25 protein-coding genes are annotated in these 22,911 nt (G+C 44.0%); 1 reads left to right on the top strand and 24 read right to left on the bottom strand.

Going from position 1 to position 22,911, the window contains the following annotated elements; translation table 11 throughout:
* Nucleotides 1–53 precede the first annotated feature (53 nt).
* On the top strand, nucleotides 54–560 hold the full coding sequence (locus LRM49_RS02550; RefSeq protein ID WP_243777666.1) for a DUF2726 domain-containing protein: 507 nt from the start codon (nucleotides 54–56) through the stop codon (nucleotides 558–560).
* Between the two features lie 761 nt (nucleotides 561–1,321).
* On the opposite strand, the gene LRM49_RS02555 is transcribed toward LRM49_RS02550, so the two are convergent.
* The 24 genes from LRM49_RS02555 to LRM49_RS02670 all read right to left on the bottom strand — a co-directional run bounded on the left by LRM49_RS02555 (nucleotide 1,322) and on the right by LRM49_RS02670 (nucleotide 22,879).
* Nucleotides 1,322–2,236, bottom strand: a complete 915-nt coding sequence (locus LRM49_RS02555) for a cell division protein FtsQ/DivIB (protein ID WP_243777667.1) — start codon at nucleotides 2,234–2,236, stop codon at nucleotides 1,322–1,324.
* Nucleotides 2,233–3,396 (bottom strand): UDP-N-acetylglucosamine--N-acetylmuramyl-(pentapeptide) pyrophosphoryl-undecaprenol N-acetylglucosamine transferase, encoded by a 1,164-nt coding sequence (locus LRM49_RS02560; protein WP_243777668.1) that lies wholly within the window; start codon nucleotides 3,394–3,396, stop codon nucleotides 2,233–2,235. The genes LRM49_RS02555 and LRM49_RS02560 overlap by 4 nt, the downstream gene beginning before the upstream one ends.
* On the bottom strand, nucleotides 3,329–4,621 hold the full coding sequence (locus LRM49_RS02565; protein WP_243777669.1) for an FtsW/RodA/SpoVE family cell cycle protein: 1,293 nt from the start codon (nucleotides 4,619–4,621) through the stop codon (nucleotides 3,329–3,331). Before LRM49_RS02565 ends, LRM49_RS02560 begins: the two co-directional genes overlap by 68 nt.
* Nucleotides 4,614–5,651, bottom strand: a complete 1,038-nt coding sequence (gene mraY, locus LRM49_RS02570; RefSeq protein ID WP_243777670.1) for a phospho-N-acetylmuramoyl-pentapeptide-transferase — start codon at nucleotides 5,649–5,651, stop codon at nucleotides 4,614–4,616. Before mraY ends, LRM49_RS02565 begins: the two co-directional genes overlap by 8 nt.
* A gap of 2 nt (nucleotides 5,652–5,653) precedes the next feature.
* Nucleotides 5,654–7,399: a peptidoglycan D,D-transpeptidase FtsI family protein gene (locus LRM49_RS02575; RefSeq protein ID WP_243777671.1), complete on the bottom strand. Its 1,746-nt coding sequence runs from the start codon at nucleotides 7,397–7,399 to the stop codon at nucleotides 5,654–5,656.
* A gap of 21 nt (nucleotides 7,400–7,420) precedes the next feature.
* Complete coding sequence (locus LRM49_RS02580; RefSeq protein ID WP_243777672.1) at nucleotides 7,421–7,762, bottom strand: hypothetical protein; 342 nt, start codon at nucleotides 7,760–7,762, stop codon at nucleotides 7,421–7,423.
* A gap of 188 nt (nucleotides 7,763–7,950) precedes the next feature.
* On the bottom strand, nucleotides 7,951–8,871 hold the full coding sequence (gene rsmH, locus LRM49_RS02585; RefSeq protein WP_243777673.1) for a 16S rRNA (cytosine(1402)-N(4))-methyltransferase RsmH: 921 nt from the start codon (nucleotides 8,869–8,871) through the stop codon (nucleotides 7,951–7,953).
* Nucleotides 8,872–9,162: 291 nt separating this feature from the next.
* Entirely contained in the window at nucleotides 9,163–9,531 is a 369-nt protein-coding gene (locus LRM49_RS02590; RefSeq protein WP_052198792.1) for a division/cell wall cluster transcriptional repressor MraZ, read from the bottom strand.
* 221 nt (nucleotides 9,532–9,752) lie between these two features.
* The gene (locus LRM49_RS02595; protein ID WP_243777674.1) at nucleotides 9,753–11,003 is read right to left on the bottom strand and encodes an ATP-dependent DNA helicase; all 1,251 of its coding nucleotides are present in this window, start codon (nucleotides 11,001–11,003) and stop codon (nucleotides 9,753–9,755) included.
* Nucleotide 11,004: 1 nt separating this feature from the next.
* On the bottom strand, nucleotides 11,005–11,982 hold the full coding sequence (locus tag LRM49_RS02600; protein ID WP_129743804.1) for a Kiwa anti-phage protein KwaB-like domain-containing protein: 978 nt from the start codon (nucleotides 11,980–11,982) through the stop codon (nucleotides 11,005–11,007).
* 39 nt (nucleotides 11,983–12,021) lie between these two features.
* Nucleotides 12,022–12,447 (bottom strand): ribonuclease H family protein, encoded by a 426-nt coding sequence (locus LRM49_RS02605; protein ID WP_243777675.1) that lies wholly within the window; start codon nucleotides 12,445–12,447, stop codon nucleotides 12,022–12,024.
* Nucleotides 12,448–12,474: 27 nt separating this feature from the next.
* Complete coding sequence (locus LRM49_RS02610; RefSeq protein ID WP_243777676.1) at nucleotides 12,475–14,118, bottom strand: hypothetical protein; 1,644 nt, start codon at nucleotides 14,116–14,118, stop codon at nucleotides 12,475–12,477.
* 155 nt (nucleotides 14,119–14,273) lie between these two features.
* Nucleotides 14,274–14,774: an NUDIX hydrolase gene (locus LRM49_RS02615; protein ID WP_243777677.1), complete on the bottom strand. Its 501-nt coding sequence runs from the start codon at nucleotides 14,772–14,774 to the stop codon at nucleotides 14,274–14,276.
* Between the two features lie 118 nt (nucleotides 14,775–14,892).
* Nucleotides 14,893–15,909: a gluconeogenesis factor YvcK family protein gene (locus tag LRM49_RS02620; RefSeq protein WP_243777678.1), complete on the bottom strand. Its 1,017-nt coding sequence runs from the start codon at nucleotides 15,907–15,909 to the stop codon at nucleotides 14,893–14,895.
* A gap of 26 nt (nucleotides 15,910–15,935) precedes the next feature.
* Nucleotides 15,936–16,604, bottom strand: coding sequence for an SDR family NAD(P)-dependent oxidoreductase (locus tag LRM49_RS02625; protein WP_243777679.1), 669 nt, complete (start codon nucleotides 16,602–16,604; stop codon nucleotides 15,936–15,938).
* Nucleotides 16,605–16,628: 24 nt separating this feature from the next.
* On the bottom strand, nucleotides 16,629–16,979 hold the full coding sequence (locus LRM49_RS02630) for a hypothetical protein (protein ID WP_243777680.1): 351 nt from the start codon (nucleotides 16,977–16,979) through the stop codon (nucleotides 16,629–16,631).
* Nucleotides 16,980–17,131: 152 nt separating this feature from the next.
* The gene (locus LRM49_RS02635; protein ID WP_243777681.1) at nucleotides 17,132–17,725 is read right to left on the bottom strand and encodes a hypothetical protein; all 594 of its coding nucleotides are present in this window, start codon (nucleotides 17,723–17,725) and stop codon (nucleotides 17,132–17,134) included.
* Between the two features lie 38 nt (nucleotides 17,726–17,763).
* Nucleotides 17,764–18,255, bottom strand: coding sequence for an NUDIX hydrolase (locus tag LRM49_RS02640; RefSeq protein ID WP_146423022.1), 492 nt, complete (start codon nucleotides 18,253–18,255; stop codon nucleotides 17,764–17,766).
* 56 nt (nucleotides 18,256–18,311) lie between these two features.
* The gene (locus tag LRM49_RS02645) at nucleotides 18,312–19,004 is read right to left on the bottom strand and encodes a M14 family metallopeptidase (RefSeq protein WP_243777682.1); all 693 of its coding nucleotides are present in this window, start codon (nucleotides 19,002–19,004) and stop codon (nucleotides 18,312–18,314) included.
* Nucleotides 19,005–19,013: 9 nt separating this feature from the next.
* The gene (locus tag LRM49_RS02650) at nucleotides 19,014–20,360 is read right to left on the bottom strand and encodes a glycine--tRNA ligase (RefSeq protein WP_243777683.1); all 1,347 of its coding nucleotides are present in this window, start codon (nucleotides 20,358–20,360) and stop codon (nucleotides 19,014–19,016) included.
* A 75-nt stretch (nucleotides 20,361–20,435) separates the two neighbouring features.
* A complete protein-coding gene (recO, locus tag LRM49_RS02655; RefSeq protein ID WP_243777684.1) occupies nucleotides 20,436–21,116 on the bottom strand; it encodes a DNA repair protein RecO in 681 nt (226 codons plus the stop codon).
* On the bottom strand, nucleotides 21,100–21,471 hold the full coding sequence (locus tag LRM49_RS02660; RefSeq protein ID WP_243777685.1) for a response regulator: 372 nt from the start codon (nucleotides 21,469–21,471) through the stop codon (nucleotides 21,100–21,102). Before LRM49_RS02660 ends, recO begins: the two co-directional genes overlap by 17 nt.
* A complete protein-coding gene (locus LRM49_RS02665; protein ID WP_243777686.1) occupies nucleotides 21,468–22,184 on the bottom strand; it encodes a sensor histidine kinase in 717 nt (238 codons plus the stop codon). The genes LRM49_RS02660 and LRM49_RS02665 overlap by 4 nt, the downstream gene beginning before the upstream one ends.
* A gap of 35 nt (nucleotides 22,185–22,219) precedes the next feature.
* Nucleotides 22,220–22,879, bottom strand: a complete 660-nt coding sequence (locus LRM49_RS02670; protein WP_243777687.1) for a hypothetical protein — start codon at nucleotides 22,877–22,879, stop codon at nucleotides 22,220–22,222.
* Nucleotides 22,880–22,911: the final 32 nt, after the last annotated feature.

Consider the following 22,911-nt stretch of genomic DNA (forward strand, 5'->3'; position numbering starts at 1 on the left):
ATAAAGCTTAAAAATCGTAAGCATTTATTATCAACATATGATAAACTAATCTCATGGAAACAGCGCTTATATTTATAGTAGCCGCCGCAATTATTTTTCTAGCAATCAAAGTAAGGCAGGGGACTGACGGTGACACAAGCCCAATTAAAACCCCAATAAAGAAAGAATACGTATACATTAAAAAATCTTGCGCAATGACGCCAAGTGAATTATCGTTTTACAAAACTCTACACGAAGCGGTAGACGGATGTGTAATTATACCTCAGGCTCATTTAAGCATGTTTTTGGATCATGAGATAAAAGGGCAAAGCTGGAAAGCAGCTTTCGCGAAAATAAACGGCAAATCTGTAGATTTTCTAATTTGCACCAATGATATGAAGCCTCTCATAGCTATTGAGCTTGATGATAGTACTCACAATCAGCCCGATCGAAAAACACGCGACGATTTCGTTAATTCGATCATGACCAATACTAATATGCCCCTACTGCGATTTAAGGCAGGCGAATGGAACAGTGAAATAATTAAACACAGAATCACCCAAGCTCTTTCGCAAAACTAGCGATTAAAAAACAATAGAACAAAATACGAACTAATTGTTAGTTAATTTTTAAGCGTGCATAAAGCCGAATCGGCTGAATATTTATATTGATAAATTTTGCGCGATACAAGCATAAATCATAAATCCGATCTCAAAGCAAATAAACCAATATACAACATAAAACTCGCCAAGCCAGTAAAATAGGGCGGTTTATAAAACGATAAACGACAAGTGGGTTAATTTGGTGAAAATGAGATAAATTTATCACGAAGAAAGACGATGGAATAGTCGTGTTTTAGATATAGTTTTAATGTCGCACAATGTACCTTTTACGCAATAATAAATACCTCACAAAGATGAATATACATATGTCTATATATATTCGCCAACACCTTATAAAACGAACTTTTTCTGGTAATTCGGCTAGGGGATTCTCTATTACATACAACCCTATAAAACATACCGTCTTTTATAAAAATATACACCAACAAAATACGAACTTAAAAATATTTTTTAATTCCAGCACTATACATGCCGGAGTGCTACATTGATATTTTTACATCAATATAAACTCTGAATGTGCGCCGTAAGCTCATTAAGTTTTCCACAATGCATTTTATATTATTTGACATTTTTATATTTTTATTGCCCCACTCCCCTAGCTTATCATTTTGCGATTATTTGACTTTTGCATATTTTTATATTGTTATATATATTTTCTACGCCATACAGAAATAGAACAAAAAGAGAACTTACTCTATCCAGAAGAGAAGTTGATCGCCCTACTTATAGAATGACCTCTGATCTACCCTGACGTCTATATACCCTGGCTTCGCGCCATTATTATCCAAATAACTCAAAGTAGCTATCGCCTGTTTAACCTGAGCTTGAGCAGACCTATCCACCGTCATACGAATCTGAGCCTCCCTGCCCTCGACCTTAAACCAGACTTGGCGTACAGTATTAGCTGGCAGAATAACCTCTGAAACATTCATTTTATGTTGCGAAAATTCAGACACAGCTTGACCAAGGAAGCTCAGGAATTGACGATTGATAACCTCTTGACCACCTCTAGTCGGTAGGCCACTTTCATCACGAACAGCAACCGTAGGCGCGGCAAAATAATTTTGCTCAAAAGTAACACCACTATCATCAACAAAATAAATCTTATCCCCAGAAGACCACTGGGCCACCGGCTGCCGAAACGTCAACTTAACGGCTGATCGCGCTAGAAAATCTCCCTCCACGCGAATGTTTTTTACCTCAGGAGCTTTCTGTAAAAAGAATTGCTTTAGGTCATTATTATTGAGGAAAAATCGGAATCTCTCCGCTGGGTGAGCGCTGTAATATTCATTAAGAACGCTCACGTATTTATTAGCGTTGCTGGAACTTTTTGCGTCGGGAGTTTGGATTGAAATATTGATTGTCAATTGAAACAAAAGGAATATCACAACAAGCAGACTTACCGCAGTCGCAAGCATTTTCCGCATTACACGGCGACGTTTTTTCACCAATTCGTGAGTCTCAAGCCTCTCAGAAGTTTCCAAAGGAGAGGATGTTTGGCGGCTATTGAGCGTCCTGTTTCGACGATACGATTGGGCGGGCAAATCCTCGTAATTCTCAGTTCGACGACGCGCCGCGATTTCTCGACGACTTAGATTTTCGTCCGATTTTTTCTTAGAGAAGGGGAATTTCACTTTCGCCTACCCTGCCTTCGCACCGTAGTAAGAATAATCTTCGCCATATCTTTAGCCGCGTTTGGCTTGGCAAATTTACCGAAGTTATAACCCAGACCTTTAAGAATTTTCTTAGATTTTAATACGCCAATTATTTTTCGTGCCAAGATTTGATTGTCCTTATCCAACTCGTCTTCGGAAACTATCAACGCCGCCAATGCGTCCTGATAAACCTTAGCGTTTTTCAATTGATGACCGCCTGTCAAATGGCCGTTAGGGATGATGATTGTCGGTTTATGTAGCGCCGCCAATTCCAAAAGAGTGGTCGCCCCTGCCCTGGTCACAACTATATCCGCCGCCGCCAAAACTTCCGCCATTCCATTGTGAACAAACGCCTGCAATCGCCAGCCTTCTCGCTCGTCGGTTTGCTTGAGGATTTCTTCATATTGCTGATTTCCCGATATCAAAAACACCGAAGCCTCGGAAAGCAGATTTTTCCTAATTGCTACAATCGCGGAATTAATTCGGCCTGCTCCGAGTCCACCGCCAGTAACAACAACTAGCGGTTTATTGACATTAAAGCCCAATTTTTCCTTCAATTCTTTCCTCTCAACCTCAGAATATGGATGGAATTCTGGCGCAACTGGAATGCCAACATATGAAGCTTTTTCTGGTGGATAATTGTAATATTCAAGCGGCGCGCCCGTGCCGATAGCTTTCGCGAAGGGACTCAACAAGCGATTCGTCAAACCTGGATGCGCGTCAGAATCATGCAAAACCAACGGAATTCTTAATAGCCGAGCCGCATAGCCAACTGGCAAACAAACATATCCGCCCTTAATGAAAATAACATCTGGACGCCACTTCATAAGCTTAAATAAACTCTGGAAAAATCCAACCATCACCTTAAAACCGTCGCGCAAATTTGGGAATAAAATTGACGGATGTAGATGAAATGAGATACTTTTTCCGTGATATCGGCGTAATTTTCCAGCAACAATCAAATCAACCGGAATACTCTCATCGAACTTAGCAAAAATCCCGCGTGCGCTGGCGCCAAATTTTTTATCACACCAAAAACGAAGCTCGTGATCACCAGTTTTCTGTAATTCTCTAAATACGGCTACCACTGGCGTAACGTGTCCGCCTGAGCCGCCGCCGACCGCTAAGATCTTGGCCACTTTCACCCTCCTCTAATGCTTTATGTGACGTATATTTGGAAATTTGAAAAACTAAACCGAGCGCTGCCGCGATAAACAACATACTTGTACCGCCATAACTTAGTAATGGCAGTGGAATTCCAGTAAGTGGCGCCAAGCCTGTCATTGCGGCAATATTCAATATTACATGCGACGCGATCCAGCCAAAAATTCCCGCCACAATTAGCCGCAACGTTACGTTCGGAAGCCTCGCGGCTACGTGCAAAATCGACAATAATAACGCCGTAAATAGCGCCAATATAGCCATTAAACCGACAAAGCCAAACGTTTCTCCCATGACGGCAAAAATTGAGTCGTTAGTCGCCTCTGGAAGATATCCTGTCGCCTGAACGCTTTTACCAATTCCAAGCCCCAGAAGCCCGCCAGAACCAATCGCAATCCTGGCCTGCTGAATGTGATAATTCTTGTTCTCCTGACTGCTCGTCCCTTTGTGACTATCGCCCTGCACGAAAGTCATCACGCGCTCAATTCGGTGTGGCGACGTAAAAATCATCACCAAACCACAAAGCGCAACAATCGCCAGAATCTTCTTGAAAATCTTCCAATCAATTCCAGCCACCAAAATCATTGATAAGATAATCGCTATCAACGAAATTCCCGTTCCCAAGTCTTTCTGTAAAAACACAATCATCAGCAGCGACAAGCCGGAAATAATGCCCAGCGGAATGATAGTTTCTTGAATGTCGTTTAATTTTCCTTGTTGCGACCGCCGCCCTAAAAATCCCGCCAAAAACAACAGCACGCCATATTTGAGTAATTCTGACGGCTGGAAACTTCCCAATACGCCTAATTGAAACCATCGATACGCACCGTTAGTTTCTTGCGCAAATGACAAATGAAGCACCGCGCCCGAGAGAAATAGTAAAATACATAGCGCAAATCCAGCGTAGAGAATGTATTTTGATCTCTCGCCAGTAATCCACTTATACGGTGTAAAGTAGAACACAGAAAAAGCTATGATGGCAATAAACACACTCGTCAGCTGCTTGCCAAAGAAATACGTATCGCTATAATTCGTGCCATAAGCATAATTCATCACGTTGGCGCGCTGCGGCCCCAGCGCATACATAACAATCAGCCCAAGCAGCAGCAAAAGTCCCATATAAAGCACAATCTGGTACATCGGTCGATGACTTCGAACCGGCTGAGCGATAGATTGACGATTTTTGGCGACCGAATTACGCAATATGACCTCCAGCAAGCGCCAGCATCACGCCGATAAACGCCATCACACAGCCAATAACCCAAAAGCGCATCGTCACTTTAGTTTCTGGCCAACCAATCGCCTCCAGGTGATGATGAATCGGCGCAGATAAGAAAATCTTTCTCTTAAACAGCTTCTTGCTGACGATTTGAGTCAAGCTCGATCCCGCCTCAATTACAAATAGCAAGCCAATCACAGGAAGTAGCAATAACGAATCGGTTAACATCGCCACAACGCCCAAACACGCGCCATAAGCAAAACTTCCAACGTCGCCCATGAAGAATCGAGCTGGATAGATATTGAACCACAAATAGCTCAAAAGCACTCCAACAACCGTAAAGCAGAATCCCGCCAATATAACATGTTGTTGCAATAAAGCAATCACACCAAACGCCCCAAAGCTAATACTAAGCAGCCCACCCGCCAGTCCGTCCATTCCGTCAGAAATATTAACAGCGTTACCAGTAGCCACCACTGCAAACGCAAATAGCGGAACAATCATCCAACCAATATTCACCTCGCCCACAAACGGCACATGAAAACTCGCCACGCCCAGTTTAGCAAAGAAAAACCAACCAAGCACCACACCGATCAACGTAATTAGCGCAAACTTCACTGGACTACGAAGTCCTGCCGCGCCGCCGCCCAAACCGCGTAGATTGATAATATCGTCAATTAGCCCAACTATTCCACCGCCAACCAACGCCGCCAGAGGAAGCCAGGTCTGCGCTCGGTCTAAATTGAAGAAAATCGTCACCACAAAGATTGAAATCACGCCAATCACTCCAGCCATCGTCGGGATGTTTCGCCGCAATTTTGCCGCTTGGAATTTGGCAAAAACCTTTAGCTTTTTCCCATCAGTGCTTTCCGACCTTTGGCGCTTCCAGAAGCGATATCGATAAGCGAAAAACGTATAAATTGGCGTTAAAAACATCGCTAGTAAAAACGCGCCGACGCTCAGCAAAAACACGTGCGTCAATTCATTGGTCATTGTTTGTAAAGCTATTCCCATATTTATTCCTTTGGTGCTATTTTCATATAATCAATTATCCAGTTGGATATATCTGTAAAAATTGGTCCAGCGTGAAGATTTCCTTGCAAATTAATCCCTTTTCCCGGAGCCGCTACACGTACCATTATGACATATTCGGCGCCATTTTTTCCACCGCCATAACCAATATATGTAGCAATCGTTTCCTTCTGTGTGTAAGCGCCATTAACCACCGCTTCAGAAGTACCAGTTTTTCCACCAATTTCATAGCCAGATTTGTCACTCTTTGATAAGAATGAAGATCGGCGCGCCGTCGTTAGCATCGTTCGCATCTGCGATGACGTGCCACCGCTTACAGTTTGGCGAATAACTTTATTTTCCGACGGTTTCAAATTGCCAGATTCGTCAATTGTGCCAACGAGAATGGTTGGCTTGTAGTATTGACCGCCGTTAACTAGCGACGAAAATCCAGCCGCGACTTGAACCATAGTCAAGTTCATACTCTGACCGTAAGTCATAGCCGAATAACGAACCTCATTTCCTTCAGCGCTATCCGGCGGGTAAATATAGCCCGAAGCCTCGCCCAGCTCAATTCCAGTTTTAGCGCCAAAGCCAAATTTATCGTGATAATATTCATACAAAGTCTGGCGAGCCGGCAAATTAATCTGCGAGCCATTTCCTAATTTTCGAATCGCGGTAATAGTGCCGACGTTGAGCGAATTGTTAAACGCACCTTGAATCGTCATCGTGCCACCCAAACCCCTCAGAGCATTACACATCGTGCGGTCAGCGACTTTAATACAATCGGTATTATTATACGTGCTGGACGGAGTAATAACGCCCTTGTCAATTGCCGTAGCGAAACTAAAGGACTTGATAATCGATCCCGGCTCAAATGGCACCATCGACGCGCTATCTACAAACACCGACCCATTTTTCTGCTTGGCAAAATCCGCTGGATTGTAAGTCGGATAATTCGCCATTGCCAAAACTTGACCGTTTTTCGGATTCATAACAATCACACTTCCTTCGGTGGCGCCAGCCGCTTCGACTCCCTTTTTCAGCGCCAATTCAGTCTGATTCTGAATATTCCTGTCCACCGTCAACGCCAAATTGTCACCAGATTTCGCCTCAATTCGCATATTATTTTTTCCAACCGTCAAAGGTATATTCCTCACGTCAGTTACAGATTGCAATAGCCCGTCCCGACCCTTAAGTTGCTTGTTCAGAGAACCTTCGACGCCATATTGACCTTCGCCAGCCGCATTCACAAATCCAAGCACGTGCGCGCCCAGTTCGCCCTCAGGATAATTTCGAATAGAACTTTGCTGATACAACACGCCCGCAAAGTTTTTCTTTTTCAATTTTTCCGCTTGAGTCCTGGTGATATTTTTCGCCAAAACTTCATAGCGCGACTTTTTATTACTTAGTCGCTCGGGTACATTTTCCGTCATTTCACCGCCAGCAATTTCCCTCAAACTATCGACAAGCTGGCTCCGCTCTTTATCGTCAATCGACTGCGGGTCCGCAATCACCGTATAGACCGCCTGATTAAGCACCACAGGAACTGGCGTTTTTCCGTCCATCATGTAAATTTTCCCGCGCTCTGCAGGAATGATAAATTGGCGCTGCTGACTCGCTCGCGCCAACTCCGTATATTTGCCATATTGCAAAATCTGCAATTGAAACAATCGCAACACAAAAGCCGCCATCACTACTAGTAAAGCGATGGCTAACCAACCAGTTCTTGAACGAATAAGCCGCTGCATATTGCTTATTTTATTATATCACTATTGTGCGTAATGCGTTTCAGTTGTTGTCATAGCTGAAGCGACATTGCTATTCTTCACCTTCTCTAACGCCGTCAGACGCGCATTCTGCACTTCCAATTCTGACTTTTTTGCGCTTAGTTCGGTGATTTTTGTATCCAAGCTCTGAGCTTCATAGCCATAAGCCGTAAGCCTGGTTGCCTGAGTAAGATAAATCAAGCCCAGTACTGCAATCATCAATGCAACTAGCACTGTATGAGCAACAGGACCAAGTTTGACCTGAGACTGAAAACGTGTAGAATTCTGATTTCGGCGCAATTGACCGTGTGAACGTCGTGAAGTAAATGTGGTGGTGTTTGTCATTTGTCTCTATCTTTTATGTTTATATTTGTATTTAGCATAACAAACCAGCCCGCCCGTTAAAGACAGGCTGGTATATTCCGGAATACGCTTTAGTTTAGCCGCGGCGTACTGAAACAGCCTCTGGCTTGTCTGTATTCTGGAATTCTACTTTGATGTGGATTGGCATATTGTGCCTCCTTCTTTTTGTTTTATTTTTTCACGGCGTATCGAAACTTTGCACTTCGACTACGCGGATTGTGAACATCTTCAGTTCCAGACACCGGTTTTTTCTCTGGAACAATCAGCTCAGCCTCATAGCCAGCCGTCGCTTGCTCCGAAAAATAACGCTTGATCAATCTGTCTTCCAAGCTATGAAAACTAATTATTCCTACTCGCCCGCCCTTATTAAGTAAGCGTGGCAAAAGTGGCAATAATTCTTCAATCAGCTTAAGTTCGCGATTGACTTCAATGCGTAGCGCCTGAAAGGTACGAGTCGCAGGATGATGCTTCATGCTACCGCGACCAACGGTTTGCTTGATCAGATCAGCCAGCTCAGTCGTTCCCTGAATTGGTCGAGCCTTTACAACTGCCTGTGCAATTCGTCTTGCTCGTCCGGGATTTTCCTCGCCGTAACGAATAATCAGCTGCGTCAAATCATCAACCGAATACGAATTGACAATATCTGCCGCTGTAATTTCCGTCCGATTGTCCATCCGCATATCTAGCGGACCATCAAATCTGAACGAAAAACCTCTCTCTGCTCTGTCAAGCTGTGGTGACGACACCCCCAAATCAGCCAAAATCACGTCAAATTTGCGTCCCTGCTTGACCAAATCTTGCGCTGCGCTCACAAAATCTTTGTGAATTAAAGTTACGCCTTTTTCAGCCAAATCGCCCAATGTTTTAATCGCGTTTTCATCACGATCGACTAACACTGAGTTCAAGTAACTATCCGTCCTATTTAAGAATGCCCTGGCATGGCCGCCATAGCCAGCCGTCAAGTCGAGATACGACTCGCCTTCGACTGGCTGCAGCTTGCTAAGGGTTATCTCCAAAAGTACGGGAACATGAATCGGTTCGCTCGCTTGGAGTTCTTCCGACTGTGGTGGATGTTCTTTAATACTCATCATTATTCCATTATACAGAAATAATGCTCGAGATCACCTAACTGGATATTTAATTCTGGCTTTTTTGTATTTGTGTTTTGTTTGTTTTTGTTGTCTTAGAGTGGAAATTTATTGATTGTCAGTAACAACCATGTTTTCCAAAGAGACTTATGTGTGAGGTGGAGTTTTTTTGGGAGGTGTTTGAGGAAGGTGCGTTGCCGTTTTTAATGTGGAGCAAATTGCCACATGCCATTTTCAAATACCCAGATAGTTGATCTCGAGAGGTTTTAATTGTTAAAGTGCTTAGCTAATCTACTATTCCGCATTCTCGGCCGCTATTAGCCGAAAATATTCCCCTGCTCGCACAGCAACGACTTCTCTGTCAATTCCAGCGTAGTCAAGCAAATGCTGCTCAATCGTCACTCGTCCTTGTTTTTGGTCGAGCGCCGATGCGGTTTTACCTCGTCGGAATTTAACGTTCAAGTCGGCAACTCGCTCGTCCAGAATACTTCCAGTTAGAGCGCTTTCCACTTCCCGATCCCAGATCTGCTGTGGATATAGGTGGAGATATTTACCAAACCCGCGAGTTAGCACGACGCCTGATGCAAATTCTGCCCTGAGCTCAGCCGGAATCGTCAAGCGTCGCTTGTCGTCCAACTTACGCTCAAAGTAATCTGTCTGCACGTCGTCCTTCCTTCGTGGTAGATTAGTTGTTTTTTGTAGTGGATGTTTGTTTTTTGTTGGTGATTTTCCATCAACTTTCGTTCCACTGACTCCACTATACTACCCACAGCTACCCACTTGCAAGCCCTTTTTATGACTTTTTACCCATTTTTGCGTCAAATAAAAACTTTTCCACATTTTTGTGGAAAAGCCTAGTGTTAAGTTGATGTAAGTCTACGCTATTAATATCTCTCAGCAAATTCCCTACTTGCCTGCCTCAAAACCTCATCAATTGCCAGCGCGTCAGGAGAAACTTCCAGCGCTCTACGGTTAATTCCGTATAGATACAAATTGTCCAAATCTCGCACGCGACTCAAAGCCACATAACCCATACCTTCAACAAACGCCTTTCTCAGGTCAATCTTAGCCGCATCCAGCGTCATTCCCTGACTTTTGTGAACTGTTATAGCCCACGCCAAACGCAGCGGAACCTGAGAAATACTCGCTCGTTTGCGCTCTCCGTCCCGCAATTCCCAAACATCCGGTACCATCGTCACCCGACGACCATCTCGAAACTCGACAACCGGATATTCCGTCAACGGCTCGAAATCAACCACCGTGCCGATGCTTCCATTGGCATATAATTTTTGCGGCGAATTTTTAACCGCCATCACCAACGCGCCCAGCTTAATTACCAAATTTTCTGGCGCCAAAACTGACCTTTGTAGATTTTCCACATAAATCTTCGAGCCCGTCGTCGTTTGCTGATACGATCGCTCTTCTCCTGGCAATTCCGCCAATTTTTGAATATTGATATCATCAACATCAACGTTTACGGTGTGTAGTTCCGTAATATCATCATCTGGCGGCTCAATTTCCGTACGCGCCAGCAGCACCTCGACATGACGTCGCCTAACATCGCCAGTTCTTAAAGCAGTCAGAATCTCCAAAAGCCGCTCATCATTCTGACGATATTGTCGCTCCAAATACAAAACCGCCGGCTGAAGTTCTTGCCAAGCATCAGAATAAACCACAAATCCGCCGCCCTGCTCATTTGGACGATTAACTGGCGGCAATTGGAAAAAGTCGCCGCTCATCACCAACTGAATGCCACCAAACGGCCGATCATTTTCCCTGACGGTTCGTAAAACTTTATCAATCATATCCAGCCGAAAATCGTGAAGCATTGAAATCTCGTCAATAATCAGCACGTCAGTTTTGGAAATCACATCACGCCGCGTTTTTGACAATCGTTCAAAAAAATTGTTCGGTAAATGATCATTTACACCAATGCCACTCCAGCTGTGAATCGTATTGCCCCCAAGGTGCGTTGCCGCCAGACCAGTTGTCGCTGTTACCGACACCTTTTTACCCCGTTTTCGCGCCTGCGCAATAAAAGTATTCAACAGGTAAGTTTTGCCCGTTCCAGCCGCACCAGTCAGCAACGCCGACCGACCGCTCAGCAGAATAGCCAGCGCTAATTCTTGATCCATTTTAGCCCCGCGGCGGCTCGCCTTCTGGCTCACCGAGCAGCTTCTTCGACTTAATTTCGTAACGCTTGCCCGTGATTTTACTCTCGATATAATCCTCGTTAATGAGATTTACGAACATATCCAAATCATTGCCGTCCATGATAATAATCGCGCCATTATCATCGCTCATCAATTCCAATTGCATCTCATCAGCATAATCCAGAACATCTTCCTGCTTAACCGCGCCGATTTCCAATTTCTGCAATTTATTAATCGTCTTTTTGCGCTCCTTCACCAACGCGTTAAGATCCATTCCCTCTGGAAAACTCAGCTTATATTCCTTCTCAATTTCAGCTACTTTTTTATCAGCAATCACCTGCTTTTTATATTCATAGCCAAACATTCGCTCAAATTTTCCAGGATTAAACGCAAAAATATCTTTACCGACAATCAAAACTTGATTATCATCTGGAACCTTAAAACCAACTTCCGCATTAAACGAACCAAATTTGCCGTCAGAAAATTCCCAAGCCAACGCGCTCTTCAGCGTCTGACCTTGCTGAATCAACTTAACTGTGTAGAATGTCGCGTCAGGGTTATTTGGATCGGTAAATCGTGCCACAATTCCCTTCATGCGCTTGAATTCGTGCTCAGTTTCCGAAAACTCCACAATGTCGTGACGTTCATGCTCAATCAAATGAATCAGTGTTTCAGCTCGCCCAACCTTTTCCAGATCAGTCCTCAATAAAACATTATCTTCCGATTCGCTCAATTCATAATCACGAACGCTCAATCCAGTACCCGCACCCAAATTGACCTGATTGATATAATCAAACAAGAACAACGGTCTGAGCTGCTGCTCAACATCGCCTTTTATCGGCATAAAATATGGCGTGTAATTTTTGCTAAATAAGAACAGCTCTATCTGTAAATCATTCTTTTTTGCGTCATTTTGATTTGCCCACAAAAAAATATCAGTCGTTTCCCTCACTTCTTCCATTTTTCTAGTATAGCAATTTTTATCAGATGTCGCTAGCTGTTATTTTGTCAATCTTTCGCCTTCACGCGCCCGATTAGCCCATTCGTCAGCCAATTCGTTTCCTTCGTCGCCCTCATGACCGCGCACCCAACGTAAATCCGCCTGAGAATTTGAATATAGTTCGTACAATTCACGCACAATATCCAGATTTTTAATCTCGCCGCTCTTCTTCGTCCAGCCACGCTTTTCCCAGCCCGGCGCCCACTTGGTAACCACGTTAATCCAAAACTCACTATCAGAATAAATCACGCACGGCGCGCCATTAGCATCTTTCAATGCCGCAATTAAAGCCTTACCCTCCATGCGAATATTAGTAGTATCGCCATCTTCTGACCCCAAAATATAAGGCTGAAGATCACGAATAACCGCAAACCCACCTGGACCGGGATTCGGCGAAGCAGAGCCGTCAGTATAGTAAGTCGTCATTAGTATGATTATATCACGCACAAGTTGTTAATTGTCAGCCCGTAGATCAATCAGTCTCTCAATAAACTTATCTTCACTAGACAGAGACTTCGGATTAAGTCCAAGATTACCAGTGTTTTTGCTATCTTTCATGTCATAACGTCGCTTGTGTAGCGCGCCTAAGACCTCTTTCGCAAGACTGACTATTTTCATTCTCTCGACACGTTGACGAGTCGTCTCTTTCTCTAGGTTGTCTTCGCTAAAACCCAGAGACTGTAGATATTTATAGATAAGATGAGATATTTCTTCTATACGCGCACGATGCCGTTCGTCTTTTGTAAGAAACTGTATTTCAACTGGAATCTCAATACCATCAATATCCACAATAAATGTTACTTTAGATACTTCATAGATAGGATATCCTCGTTTTTCACACTTTTCATCGGTATCAATTTTTACCAAATACTCATCCGAACCAACACCCAGCTCGCGAAGATTCTGCTCCACGGCATTAACATATTCTTCAGTTCCCTGGATATATACAGGTCTGTTTTTATTCCGAGCACATACTGGTCTAAACTCCTTCAACCTATCAGCAATAAAATGCGCAAAATCACGAGTTGTCGTTTCACGATCTCTAGATATCACCATCATACCAACAATATCCATAATTCCGTCACCGCCCTTAAGTTTATCCGCAAGCGATCCTACAGTTTTAATACGCCAGTTTCCAGCAACCATATTGCCATATTTGGTGTCAGCCGCAAATTCCCCCATGTGAGTAGAATATTCGCTAGAATCCTCATCTTTACGAATAGCGTAATTGATAGTACCGTCATTCACACCAAATATCTTGTCTGCAATTTCGTCCATGCCGACCTGTAGAACCCTGTCTTGTGTCTCTTTAGCACTTTCAACAAGGTCTTCCTTACCTTGACCAATTAGTCGTCTTACTTTAGCCACACTACGTAGTTCTGCGGCAAAAGCCTCATATCCCATCGCCTCAAGAATTGGAGCGTAGAATGACTCAGCTTCCAACACATCCTGTAAAACTGCAGATTCCCTCTTTGACGACGGATGCTGCAAATTATCCATTATCTCGGCGCCTTTTATTATAAACGCCTCAATATTAATTTTATCCATCTCTATTCTCATATGGTCGAGATCTAATAATGGCTGAGCAACCCTCCATTGCTCCGGAGAGACTTTACCTGTGTGTCTCTCAGCAACCAGGGAGTATGTTTCTCGATAATCATCGTTAGACTCTTCTTCGGCAATCTTAGCCATCAACTTACGATGATGCGCCGCGCTTTGCTCAATTTCAGCCATATCAGCCAGTAAATACGCAGAATATTTCAACTGATCATGGCTAATATTTTCATCATCCATAAACTCATAAAGTGCATCTGCGGCATTCCTAGCCCACACATCGTTATATTTCGTGCTCTTTTTATTAAACATCCTATCAGCAACATCATGAATCAACGACAACGAAGCTGCCTCTGGTGGTAAATCGTCACCCGTATATGCTTTTACGATTTTATACACTCGGTGGGCATGATCCTTAAAATCTTCGCGCTCACCTTCAGTACAACTAATATAGCTATCTAAAACCTTACGGCATGACTCATGAAAAACCTCTTCTGTGGGTATAATCTCTTTTTCGTTAAAAATACAATTTTCACTTGACACAACCTTTGCATTATATCATAGTAATGGAAAATTATCAAGCCCTGGAATCTACGCAAAATAAATCCGCATCAATTCGCGCGCCACCCTGTCGGCATCGTGACGAATCAAATCGCTGTCAGGTATATGATTACCGTGTCTCATAAAAATTAGCTCACTCATATTATACACTTCCTAATGTATCTCATAATCTCAGCAAAATTAGCAAAATCATGGTGATAGTCTTGTACTTTATCAAATTCCACAAACTCCCTGGCTGACGATTCGTGCGAAGCTACAAAATCATCTATTCGTTTTACATCAGCCAGAAAAAGCAGCTGATATGCCCTATCAGGGTATCTACCGTTATATTCAGAATGAAATAGCTTTTCAATATGCCAAGCACCAATCAATTTTAGAGAATTTAGTTCAACGGATGTTTCCTCATACACCTCGCGCCGCGCACAATCTTCTGGTGTTTCTCCTAATTCCATACGGCCACCTGGCAAACCCCAGCCACGCGGTGGCTTGGCCAGAAGTATTTTATTTTCATGAACTACACAAACCATACACGATGTCACAGGCGAGGAGTCGAAAATCTCTTCGCACGGACAAAATTGAGCTTTCGTCGACTTGTCTTTGCCCCAAAAAACAGTTGGAAAACTATTGTCAATTTTCATTCAACGCATAATTCCTTCGCATATTTTATGATAGCACACGGCACGTCTATACCATAATCCGACGCATCAATCCTCGCTACCGGATTAACCTCAAGAATTGAAAAGTTTTTGCCGCCAATTAGGCAAAATAAATCCGCATCAATTCGCGCGCCACCCTGTCGGCATCGTGACGAATCAAGCTACGCTGAGCCGCCAATGGGTCACTGGTGGAGTTCGTATTGACCCACACGTCATCAGCAATCAAACGCTTGCCCGACGCATAATAATGCTTTTTCTTCAGCAATTCCTTATCCCATTCGACCAAATATTCGCCATCATGAGCATATTTCTTTATCAATTCCTCTGGCGGGCGATGGTTATTGTAAAGCACATAATCCATATTCACCCCTGAAAATCGCTCAATTTCATCCGCAAAATCCGCCACGGTAAATCCATCAGTCTGCGTTGGCTTGGTGACCAAATTGCAAACATAGACTTTCTTCGCCTTCGTTTCAGCAAGCGCCCGAGTAACGCCTCGAACCAATAACGCTGGCGCCAAACTACCATATAAAAGCCCCGGCGCAATCACCACCAAATCGGCATCCAAAATTGCTTGACGAGCTCTCGGATTGATCGTAGCTGGCGGTTTAAGCTCTAGCCACGGACGCTCGCCGCGCGGAATCTTTAGCGACTCAGCCGCGTGCTGACCATCAACAACCGTGCCGTCTTTCAGCTTAATTGACATCGTTGTGTCGTCCAGAGTAATCGGATAAACTCGGCCATTGACGCCCAAAACTTCACTAGCCAACTCCACCGCATCAGCAAAACTTCCTGTCATCTTTTCTAGCGCCGCCATAAACAAATTACCAAACGCGTGACCCTTCATACTGCCCTCGCCGAACCGGTAATTGAACAAATCGCGAACTTTCGGCGAAGTACTCAGCGCCACCAAGCATTGCCTGACGTCACCCGCCGGCAACACGCCCAATTCATCGCGCAACACGCCAGTTGAGCCGCCATCGTCGACCATATTGACCAACGCTGTAATGCTGTGTGTATATTTTTTCAATCCAGAAAGCAGCGTGAAACTTCCCGTTCCGCCACCAATAACTACAATTTTTACCCCAAAATGATCATTATTCGAACTATCTGTCATGCTTGAATTATAGCACCTTGGAAAGCCTAAACCAACGTGCCTTTTGGCAACGCCCATTCCAAGAATGGCTGCTGTTGACAATCAATCGCATTTATAATGTGCGTGGCAATTTTCGCAGGATCGTTGAAAAACATATAGTCAGCCGGAAGTTCTCGACCGTTCCAAAATGGCGTTTTCATGGCGCCTGGAAGAAATAGCGCAACTCTGACTGGTAATTTTTGCTCATCCGCCTGCATTCCCAAACTTCGCGCCAAACCCGCTTGAGCGTGCTTCGTCGCAACATACACAGCTTCATCTGAGCGCGCTTTAACACTGCTTGTCGACCCGATAATCGTCAATACAGACTTGCGATTCTGCGTTGACATCTTACGCCAAGCCCATTGGACCAGCGGCAACGCGCCCGAAAAATTAACTTCCGCCATACTGCGAACGCTCGGCTGATCTTCAAAATTGCCACGCCAGCCATAACCAGCTGCCCACACGAATTGATCAATATCATCACCGTTTAAGATCTGTTCAATTCGCGCCGACGCCGCTTCCACTTGATCTGAATAATAAACATCCAGAGGAAAGCCCTCACCGTGCTTCTGCGGATTATGCGTTTTACCTAAAACCAAAACACGCTCGCCACGTTCCCGCAGCTGCTTCGCCATTTCTAATCCAAGCCCACTCGTCCCACCAAGAATAATATGCATATGGTTATTATAGCAATGACAATATTAAATGTAAATTCCGTACCTAAGCCTCGGCCACGCTTCTGCCAATTCCTCGGCCGAAAATTCCTTGACAGAATCCAGCTCTTGTAAAGGCGTTTCCAAACAAAGCCCAACAGCCACGGCGGCCACTCGTCTCATGAGATATTCCGCATTATCTGAGGAAAAATAAGCATCCTTGTCGAAATCCCCTTTCATTCTGCCGAAAGACTGCACACCCAACTTATCTCGCCAGCTTCGCAACTCAATCCTATCATACGGAAACTGAGATGGCGATTGTATGGATGTGGACTGACTAGGGAGACGCTTCTCCGCTAATTCAACGTGTCCCGAATATTTATCATCACGACTAGCCAATACTATGTCTATATCAAAAATCCGACCTTTTCTAATAGCTAATCCGGTTAATAGAGCAAACAGTGAATTCTCATCGACTTCATCAATATCGCCCCCCCAATGATGTTTTCGATTTTAACTCTGGCGCCGTAATTATCAGTTTTCCTCATACGTTAAAGATCCTTGGCAATTTTCTTATATTCTCCCCACTCTTTACCAAAATACACGTTACTATGAAAAATACGAACCAACTTATCTACTTCATCCGAGGAAAAATGTTTAACGGGAGACTTCTTTAATTCCTCCAATGGCAACCCCGAGCAATGTAAGGCTACAGCCCCAACACGCAGAGCAATCCTAACAACTTCAACCTTTTGATCACCTTCAAAAGTGTCAGGGACATAAAGCTCAGTCGGAATCGCCTTACACGAGAAAGAAATTCCACCGTATGACATAGGGTCATTCAGGAGCCTGCCGTCCAGCTCAACCTTTTCATCTTCAATTCCAAGGCACTCTGAAATAGATACTCGCGCCTCTTTCGCGCCAATTCCGTGAACTTTCTCTATCAAATTATTATGACTACGAACATCGCCCACTCTTCTGGCGATTGTCATGGACGCGTTCACAGCCCCATCTTCTTCCAAAGACCAATCGCCATCATAGATTCCAATCAAGCGCCGACTTTCAACAGAGGAATAATTCTCTGAGCCATTACCAGAGTCAATAAATCTAATACCAAAAGATACGCCGCCTGTACTTTTTTCCATGCGTTATATTCTATACTATTTTATGGAAAAAGTCAATACTATTCTGTCGGCAAACTATTTGCGCCACACAATTTCTGCCACTTCAAATGCACGTTATATCGAATCGGCGCACCCGACTCGCTCTCTTGGAGTCGCAGCTCTTCAGGATCTATAAACATTACTTCGTCCGCATCAACGCCCGCTGAAAAATCAAAATTTTCCGTCCACACACGACAAGAAAAACAAATTTGATTAGCATCAATTCGCTCAACATAAATCTCGTCCGACGCATCAAAAAGCTGATAGCGAAGATTGCCCTTATAGCCAACCTCTTCATATAATTCCCGCTTCAATGCCGACTCAAAAGTTTCACCATAATCCATTCCGCCGCCAGGAAGATCCCAAAGCGGCCGCCCGTCCTCTTTAACAACCAAAATCTGCCCAGCATCATTATAAATCAGAGCCTTTATGGAAACACGATAGAGGTAATCGCGCTTGATAGCACCTTCTGAATCGTGCGTGATGAGTTGTCCGTTTATGGCGTTTGACATAATAGCAATTATATCACAATTATTTACTCAACTAACACGTAAGTGATCTTGTGTTATTATATGAACTTTTCTAGCTTAAAACCGGCATACGTGCCATCTTGTCTATATGCTTCCTCTCCGAGGAACGACGGAATTACCCCAAGCGTATTACTATATACAAAATTCTCAAGACCAGAATCCGCCTGAACTTCTTCGGGCAAAATTTTCCCTATCATCTTATAAAAAGTATGCTCTTGATCCGACACTTTTCCGTCTAGATATTTCCGAATATCCGTACAGATCCGTTCATATAAATCGGCATTCAAATGAGAATTTGGCACCTCATAAGCTACAAAATGCGGAGCTACAGTCGTGATATCATTAAGCGGCTCAACAACTAACACATCTTTAATTGCACTCGCATTAATAAAATCACGAGAGACTTTATCTTCCACGTTCGCGGTAATTAGCAAATCTGGCTGCTCAGCAGTGGTCGTATGAAAATCTAGCACCAATTCTGGCTGCAACAACTTAATTCGATCCTCTATGGCTTTCGATCGTCGTGCTTCGTACGTATCCAAATTAGACCCATAACTCCTATTCAAATCAGACTCAACGTATCGAACGTTCTGCGAATAAGCTCTGGGATTAGCCACCATAAAATCAACATATTCCAACAGCTCCGAACGTTTATTTAACATGTACGAAAGCATATTCGGCCCCAGCAATTCATTGCCATGAGTAGAAATAATTGCAAGTATTTTCGTCATTACACCTTCCTATACGAGATCTTTTATATTAACTCGCCTCTGCTCCGTCGTATCTCGCTCACGAACAGTAACGGTGTCATCTTCCAGCGTCTGAAAATCAATAACCACGCAGTGCGGCGTACCAATTTCATCCTGACGGCGATAACGCTTACCGATGTTTCCATTGTCATCCCACATAACACGTCCAGGATTTTTCTTAGATAGGTTGGTGTAAATTTCACGCGCCTTCTCCACCAGTTCCGGCTTATTCTTAAGTAGCGGCGAAACGGCAAATTTAACCGGCGCCAAATGTTCTGGAAGCGCCAAATAAACACGTTTACTGCCATTCTGCTCGTCCTCGCGATAAGCGCTCGACAAGACCGCCATCAGCGCTCGCTCGACGCCAAAACTCGGCTCAATCACGTGCGGTACAAACTTCTCATTCGTCCCCTTGATCGTATATTCCATACTCTTTCCGCTGACGCGCTGAATGTTCATCAGGTCAAAATCAGTCCGATATGCAATTCCCATCAGCTCTTCCTTGCCAATTGGAAAATCATATTCAATGTCAATCGTCTTCTTACTGTAATGCGCCCTGTCTTCCGCCGGAACATCCAGCTCGTGAATATTCCTAGGATCTAATCCCAACGCCTCCAAAAACTCGTGCGTCGACTTCAACAATTCATCAAACGCTTCCTGCCAATTTTCTGGATTGACAAAATACTCAATCTCCATTTGCTCAAACTCGCGACTGCGAAAAACAAAATCTCGCGGCGCAATTTCATTACGAAACGCCTTGCCCTGCTGAGCAATTCCAAACGGCAAGTCTGGATAAAAACTATCAACAACGTTCTTAAAATTGGTAAAAATTCCCTGAGCCGTTTCTGGACGAAGATATGCAACGCTGTCTTCACTTTCGGTAGCACCAACATTCGTCTTAAACATCATATTGAACGTGCGAGATTTACTTAGTGGATTTCCGTCTGGGCTTTTAATTCCCCGTTCCGCAATTACTTCATCCATTTGCTCCATCGTCAAACCGTCAGCATCAACCCCATTGTCTTTAAGGATATGATCCGTACGATAACGCCGATGATTAACCGTATCTTCACACAATGGATCGACAAACGTATCAACATGTCCACTCGCCTTCCAGACTTTCGGATTCATCAAAATTGCCGCATCGACGCCATATATATCGTCGCGCTCGCCAACAAACATTCGCCACCATAAATTCATAATATTGCGCTTCAATTGAACGCCAAGCGGACCATAATCCCACGTTCCAGACAAACCGCCGTAAACATCAGAGCCCTGATAAATAAAACCGCGACGCTTACACAGGCTAATAATATCTTCCATTTTTGCTTGACTCATTGAAAAAACCTTTCTCCATGTTGGCAACATGGCGATTCACATTATTTCCTAAATTATACCATTTTACGAGCAATTTTACACCGCGGCGTGCTGTCTGGCAGTCAACCAGCAATCGTTTATAACCTCAGTTATTCCGCCAATTTGCGCCACATTCGCGAGTGGTTTTGCCTGAATTAACCTCAGTAGCTTGATTGCGTCTGCGCCCAAATCGCCCTGCTCCGCCAATCTCAAACCTTTCTCTGCATTGTCATACATATATTTTTTATCAGGAAGTAGCGCCGCTGTCGTTACGTCCGTGCGAAGATTCAATTCATCACCCAGCAAACTTGCGTATTGCAAATAAAACCACGTTTCAATCAATTTTTGATTTATCGCGGGATTATTTAATTGCTCCAAAACTTGACTCAGCACATAATACCACTCTGGTTCGTCAATGTTTTCACTCGCCACAGAAACCAGTTTCATCACCGAATATGCAAACTGCATCCGATCATAATCTTCCAAAATATGCCGATAAAAAGCCGACAATCGAGCGGAAGTTAATAGTCCCAAATCGCCCCGACCAGAGCGAATAACCACATCGCAAATCGCGAATAATTCAATTCCGCCCGCCAATTTACTGCGCTCCCGACGCACGCCTTTTGCGATTACACTACGTCGACCTTTTGGCGTTAATAATTGCAAAACTCGGTCAGCTTCGGCGTAATTCGTTCGCCTCAAAACGATCGCTTTTACTCGTTCACTCTGCCCCGTCATTTAGAACCTCGCGAAAAATTGCCCGCGCCTCATTCGGACGCATCGATGTTTTATTCAAAATCGCCTTCACGCCAAGCGGACGCAAATCGTCCATTTTAACGTCGATATTCGTACAAACCACAATCGGCAAACTCGCCAAATCCGCGTACGACCGCAACTCATTCAACAGAGCAATCGCCGTTTCACCAGCCAACAACATATCCAAAATTAAAGCGTCAGGTTGCCAATCGTCAATAATTTCAATCGCCTGACCACCAAAAACCGCCACTCGATATTCCACGCCAACATCCACAGCAAACTTGCCCAGGATATCCGCCCAATTCTTATCGTCCTCAACAATTAACAGTTTTTTCATATCAAACTCAGCTGCCGACTAATTGGCATTTCTACATAAAAAGTCAGTCCATCGCGATGACGAATCAGACCAATTCGCCCATTCATCGCCCGCGCAAATTGATTCGCCACATAAATCCCCAGCCCGCTACTTTCCGGCCTTGTTCGCACGGTTTTTCGCGTTTCCATTTCATCAAGCAAAAGCCGATATTCCCTCAAACTCATCATCGGCCCAAAATCTCGTACGCTCATTCTCACGGCATCTTTTGTCGCCTTAACCGAAACCTTAATCTCCGATCCGTCCTCCGTATACGCCAACGCGTTATTCAAAAAATTCGCTAAAATTCGCCCCAAAAGTGTTCGGTTCGCTAATATCAATTGACTATTTCGACCGCTCTTAGGCCATCTAACTTTTCGTCCGTAAAGCATTGCGTTGAACTTCGTTTCCATCGCTACTTGCTGACATAAAGCCAACGGGTTGACCGGCTCAAGCGGAAATAACGACGGCGTTAAATTAGCTGAATTTGCCAAATCAATCGTAAGCTGCAACGCCTGCTCAGAAGTCCGAATAATTCGTTGCTGGATCTGAGTTTTATCGGCAGAGCTAGTCAAATCGTCGTCCAGCAGTAGCGCTAATTGCCTAATCAAAGCCAGCGGCGTTTTCAGCTCATGTGCCGCCACTAAAACGCTCGGCAATCCTCCAAAATCAGCATCACTCCACTCTTTACCTGCCATACAATTCTAGTATAGCAAATATGTACTGGGTTTTTCTATTCAGAGATTTTTACAGTGCTCAATATAGTCTGGAAATCTGGCTTAAACGTATCCGCGTCGGTTGAAAAACGAATAGTTTTATCGCGAACTTTCATCAAAACCACAGAGCCGCGCAATTCTTTCTCAAACGTACCGTCAATCCGAGTTGCTGAAATTCCATTAAACTCAGTACTACTTGAGGTCAATTCACCCTTCTTCAGTCGTGATTGATAATCATTCAGCACCGTATCCATATTCTTGTTGATAATCTCTAGCCTCAGCGCAAACCGACTATTTTTATTAGTTGTCGAAGGAACTGAAACTGGATGAAGATAGGCTTTGTAATCACCCCTGTCGCTGCCGTCATTTGCTACGTACACGCTCCAAGTTTTTGGATACATGAACGACACTCGACCGTATTCAGCAGGACCGACAAATTCAATACGCGGGTTTTTCGCTTCTTCAGAAAATTTCTTCTGGTCTGATTCGGCTTGTTCGCTCTTCCCCTTAGCAACTTCAATCGCAACTTTACTATCAACACTGCTTTTTTCTCGGGAATATTGCATGTACGCCCAAATTGCCAAAGATCCAGCAATCAAAAACAATATCAGACAGCCGATTGTGCCGACCATCCAGCCATTAACTGAGCCACGCTCACTCTTATCTCTCGTCATCATATTGTAAAGTATAGCTTATGCTTTAATTGATG

It is taken from the genome of Candidatus Nanosynbacter sp. HMT-352 (assembly GCF_022819365.1).
Lineage (GTDB): Bacteria > Patescibacteriota > Saccharimonadia > Saccharimonadales > Saccharimonadaceae > Nanosynbacter.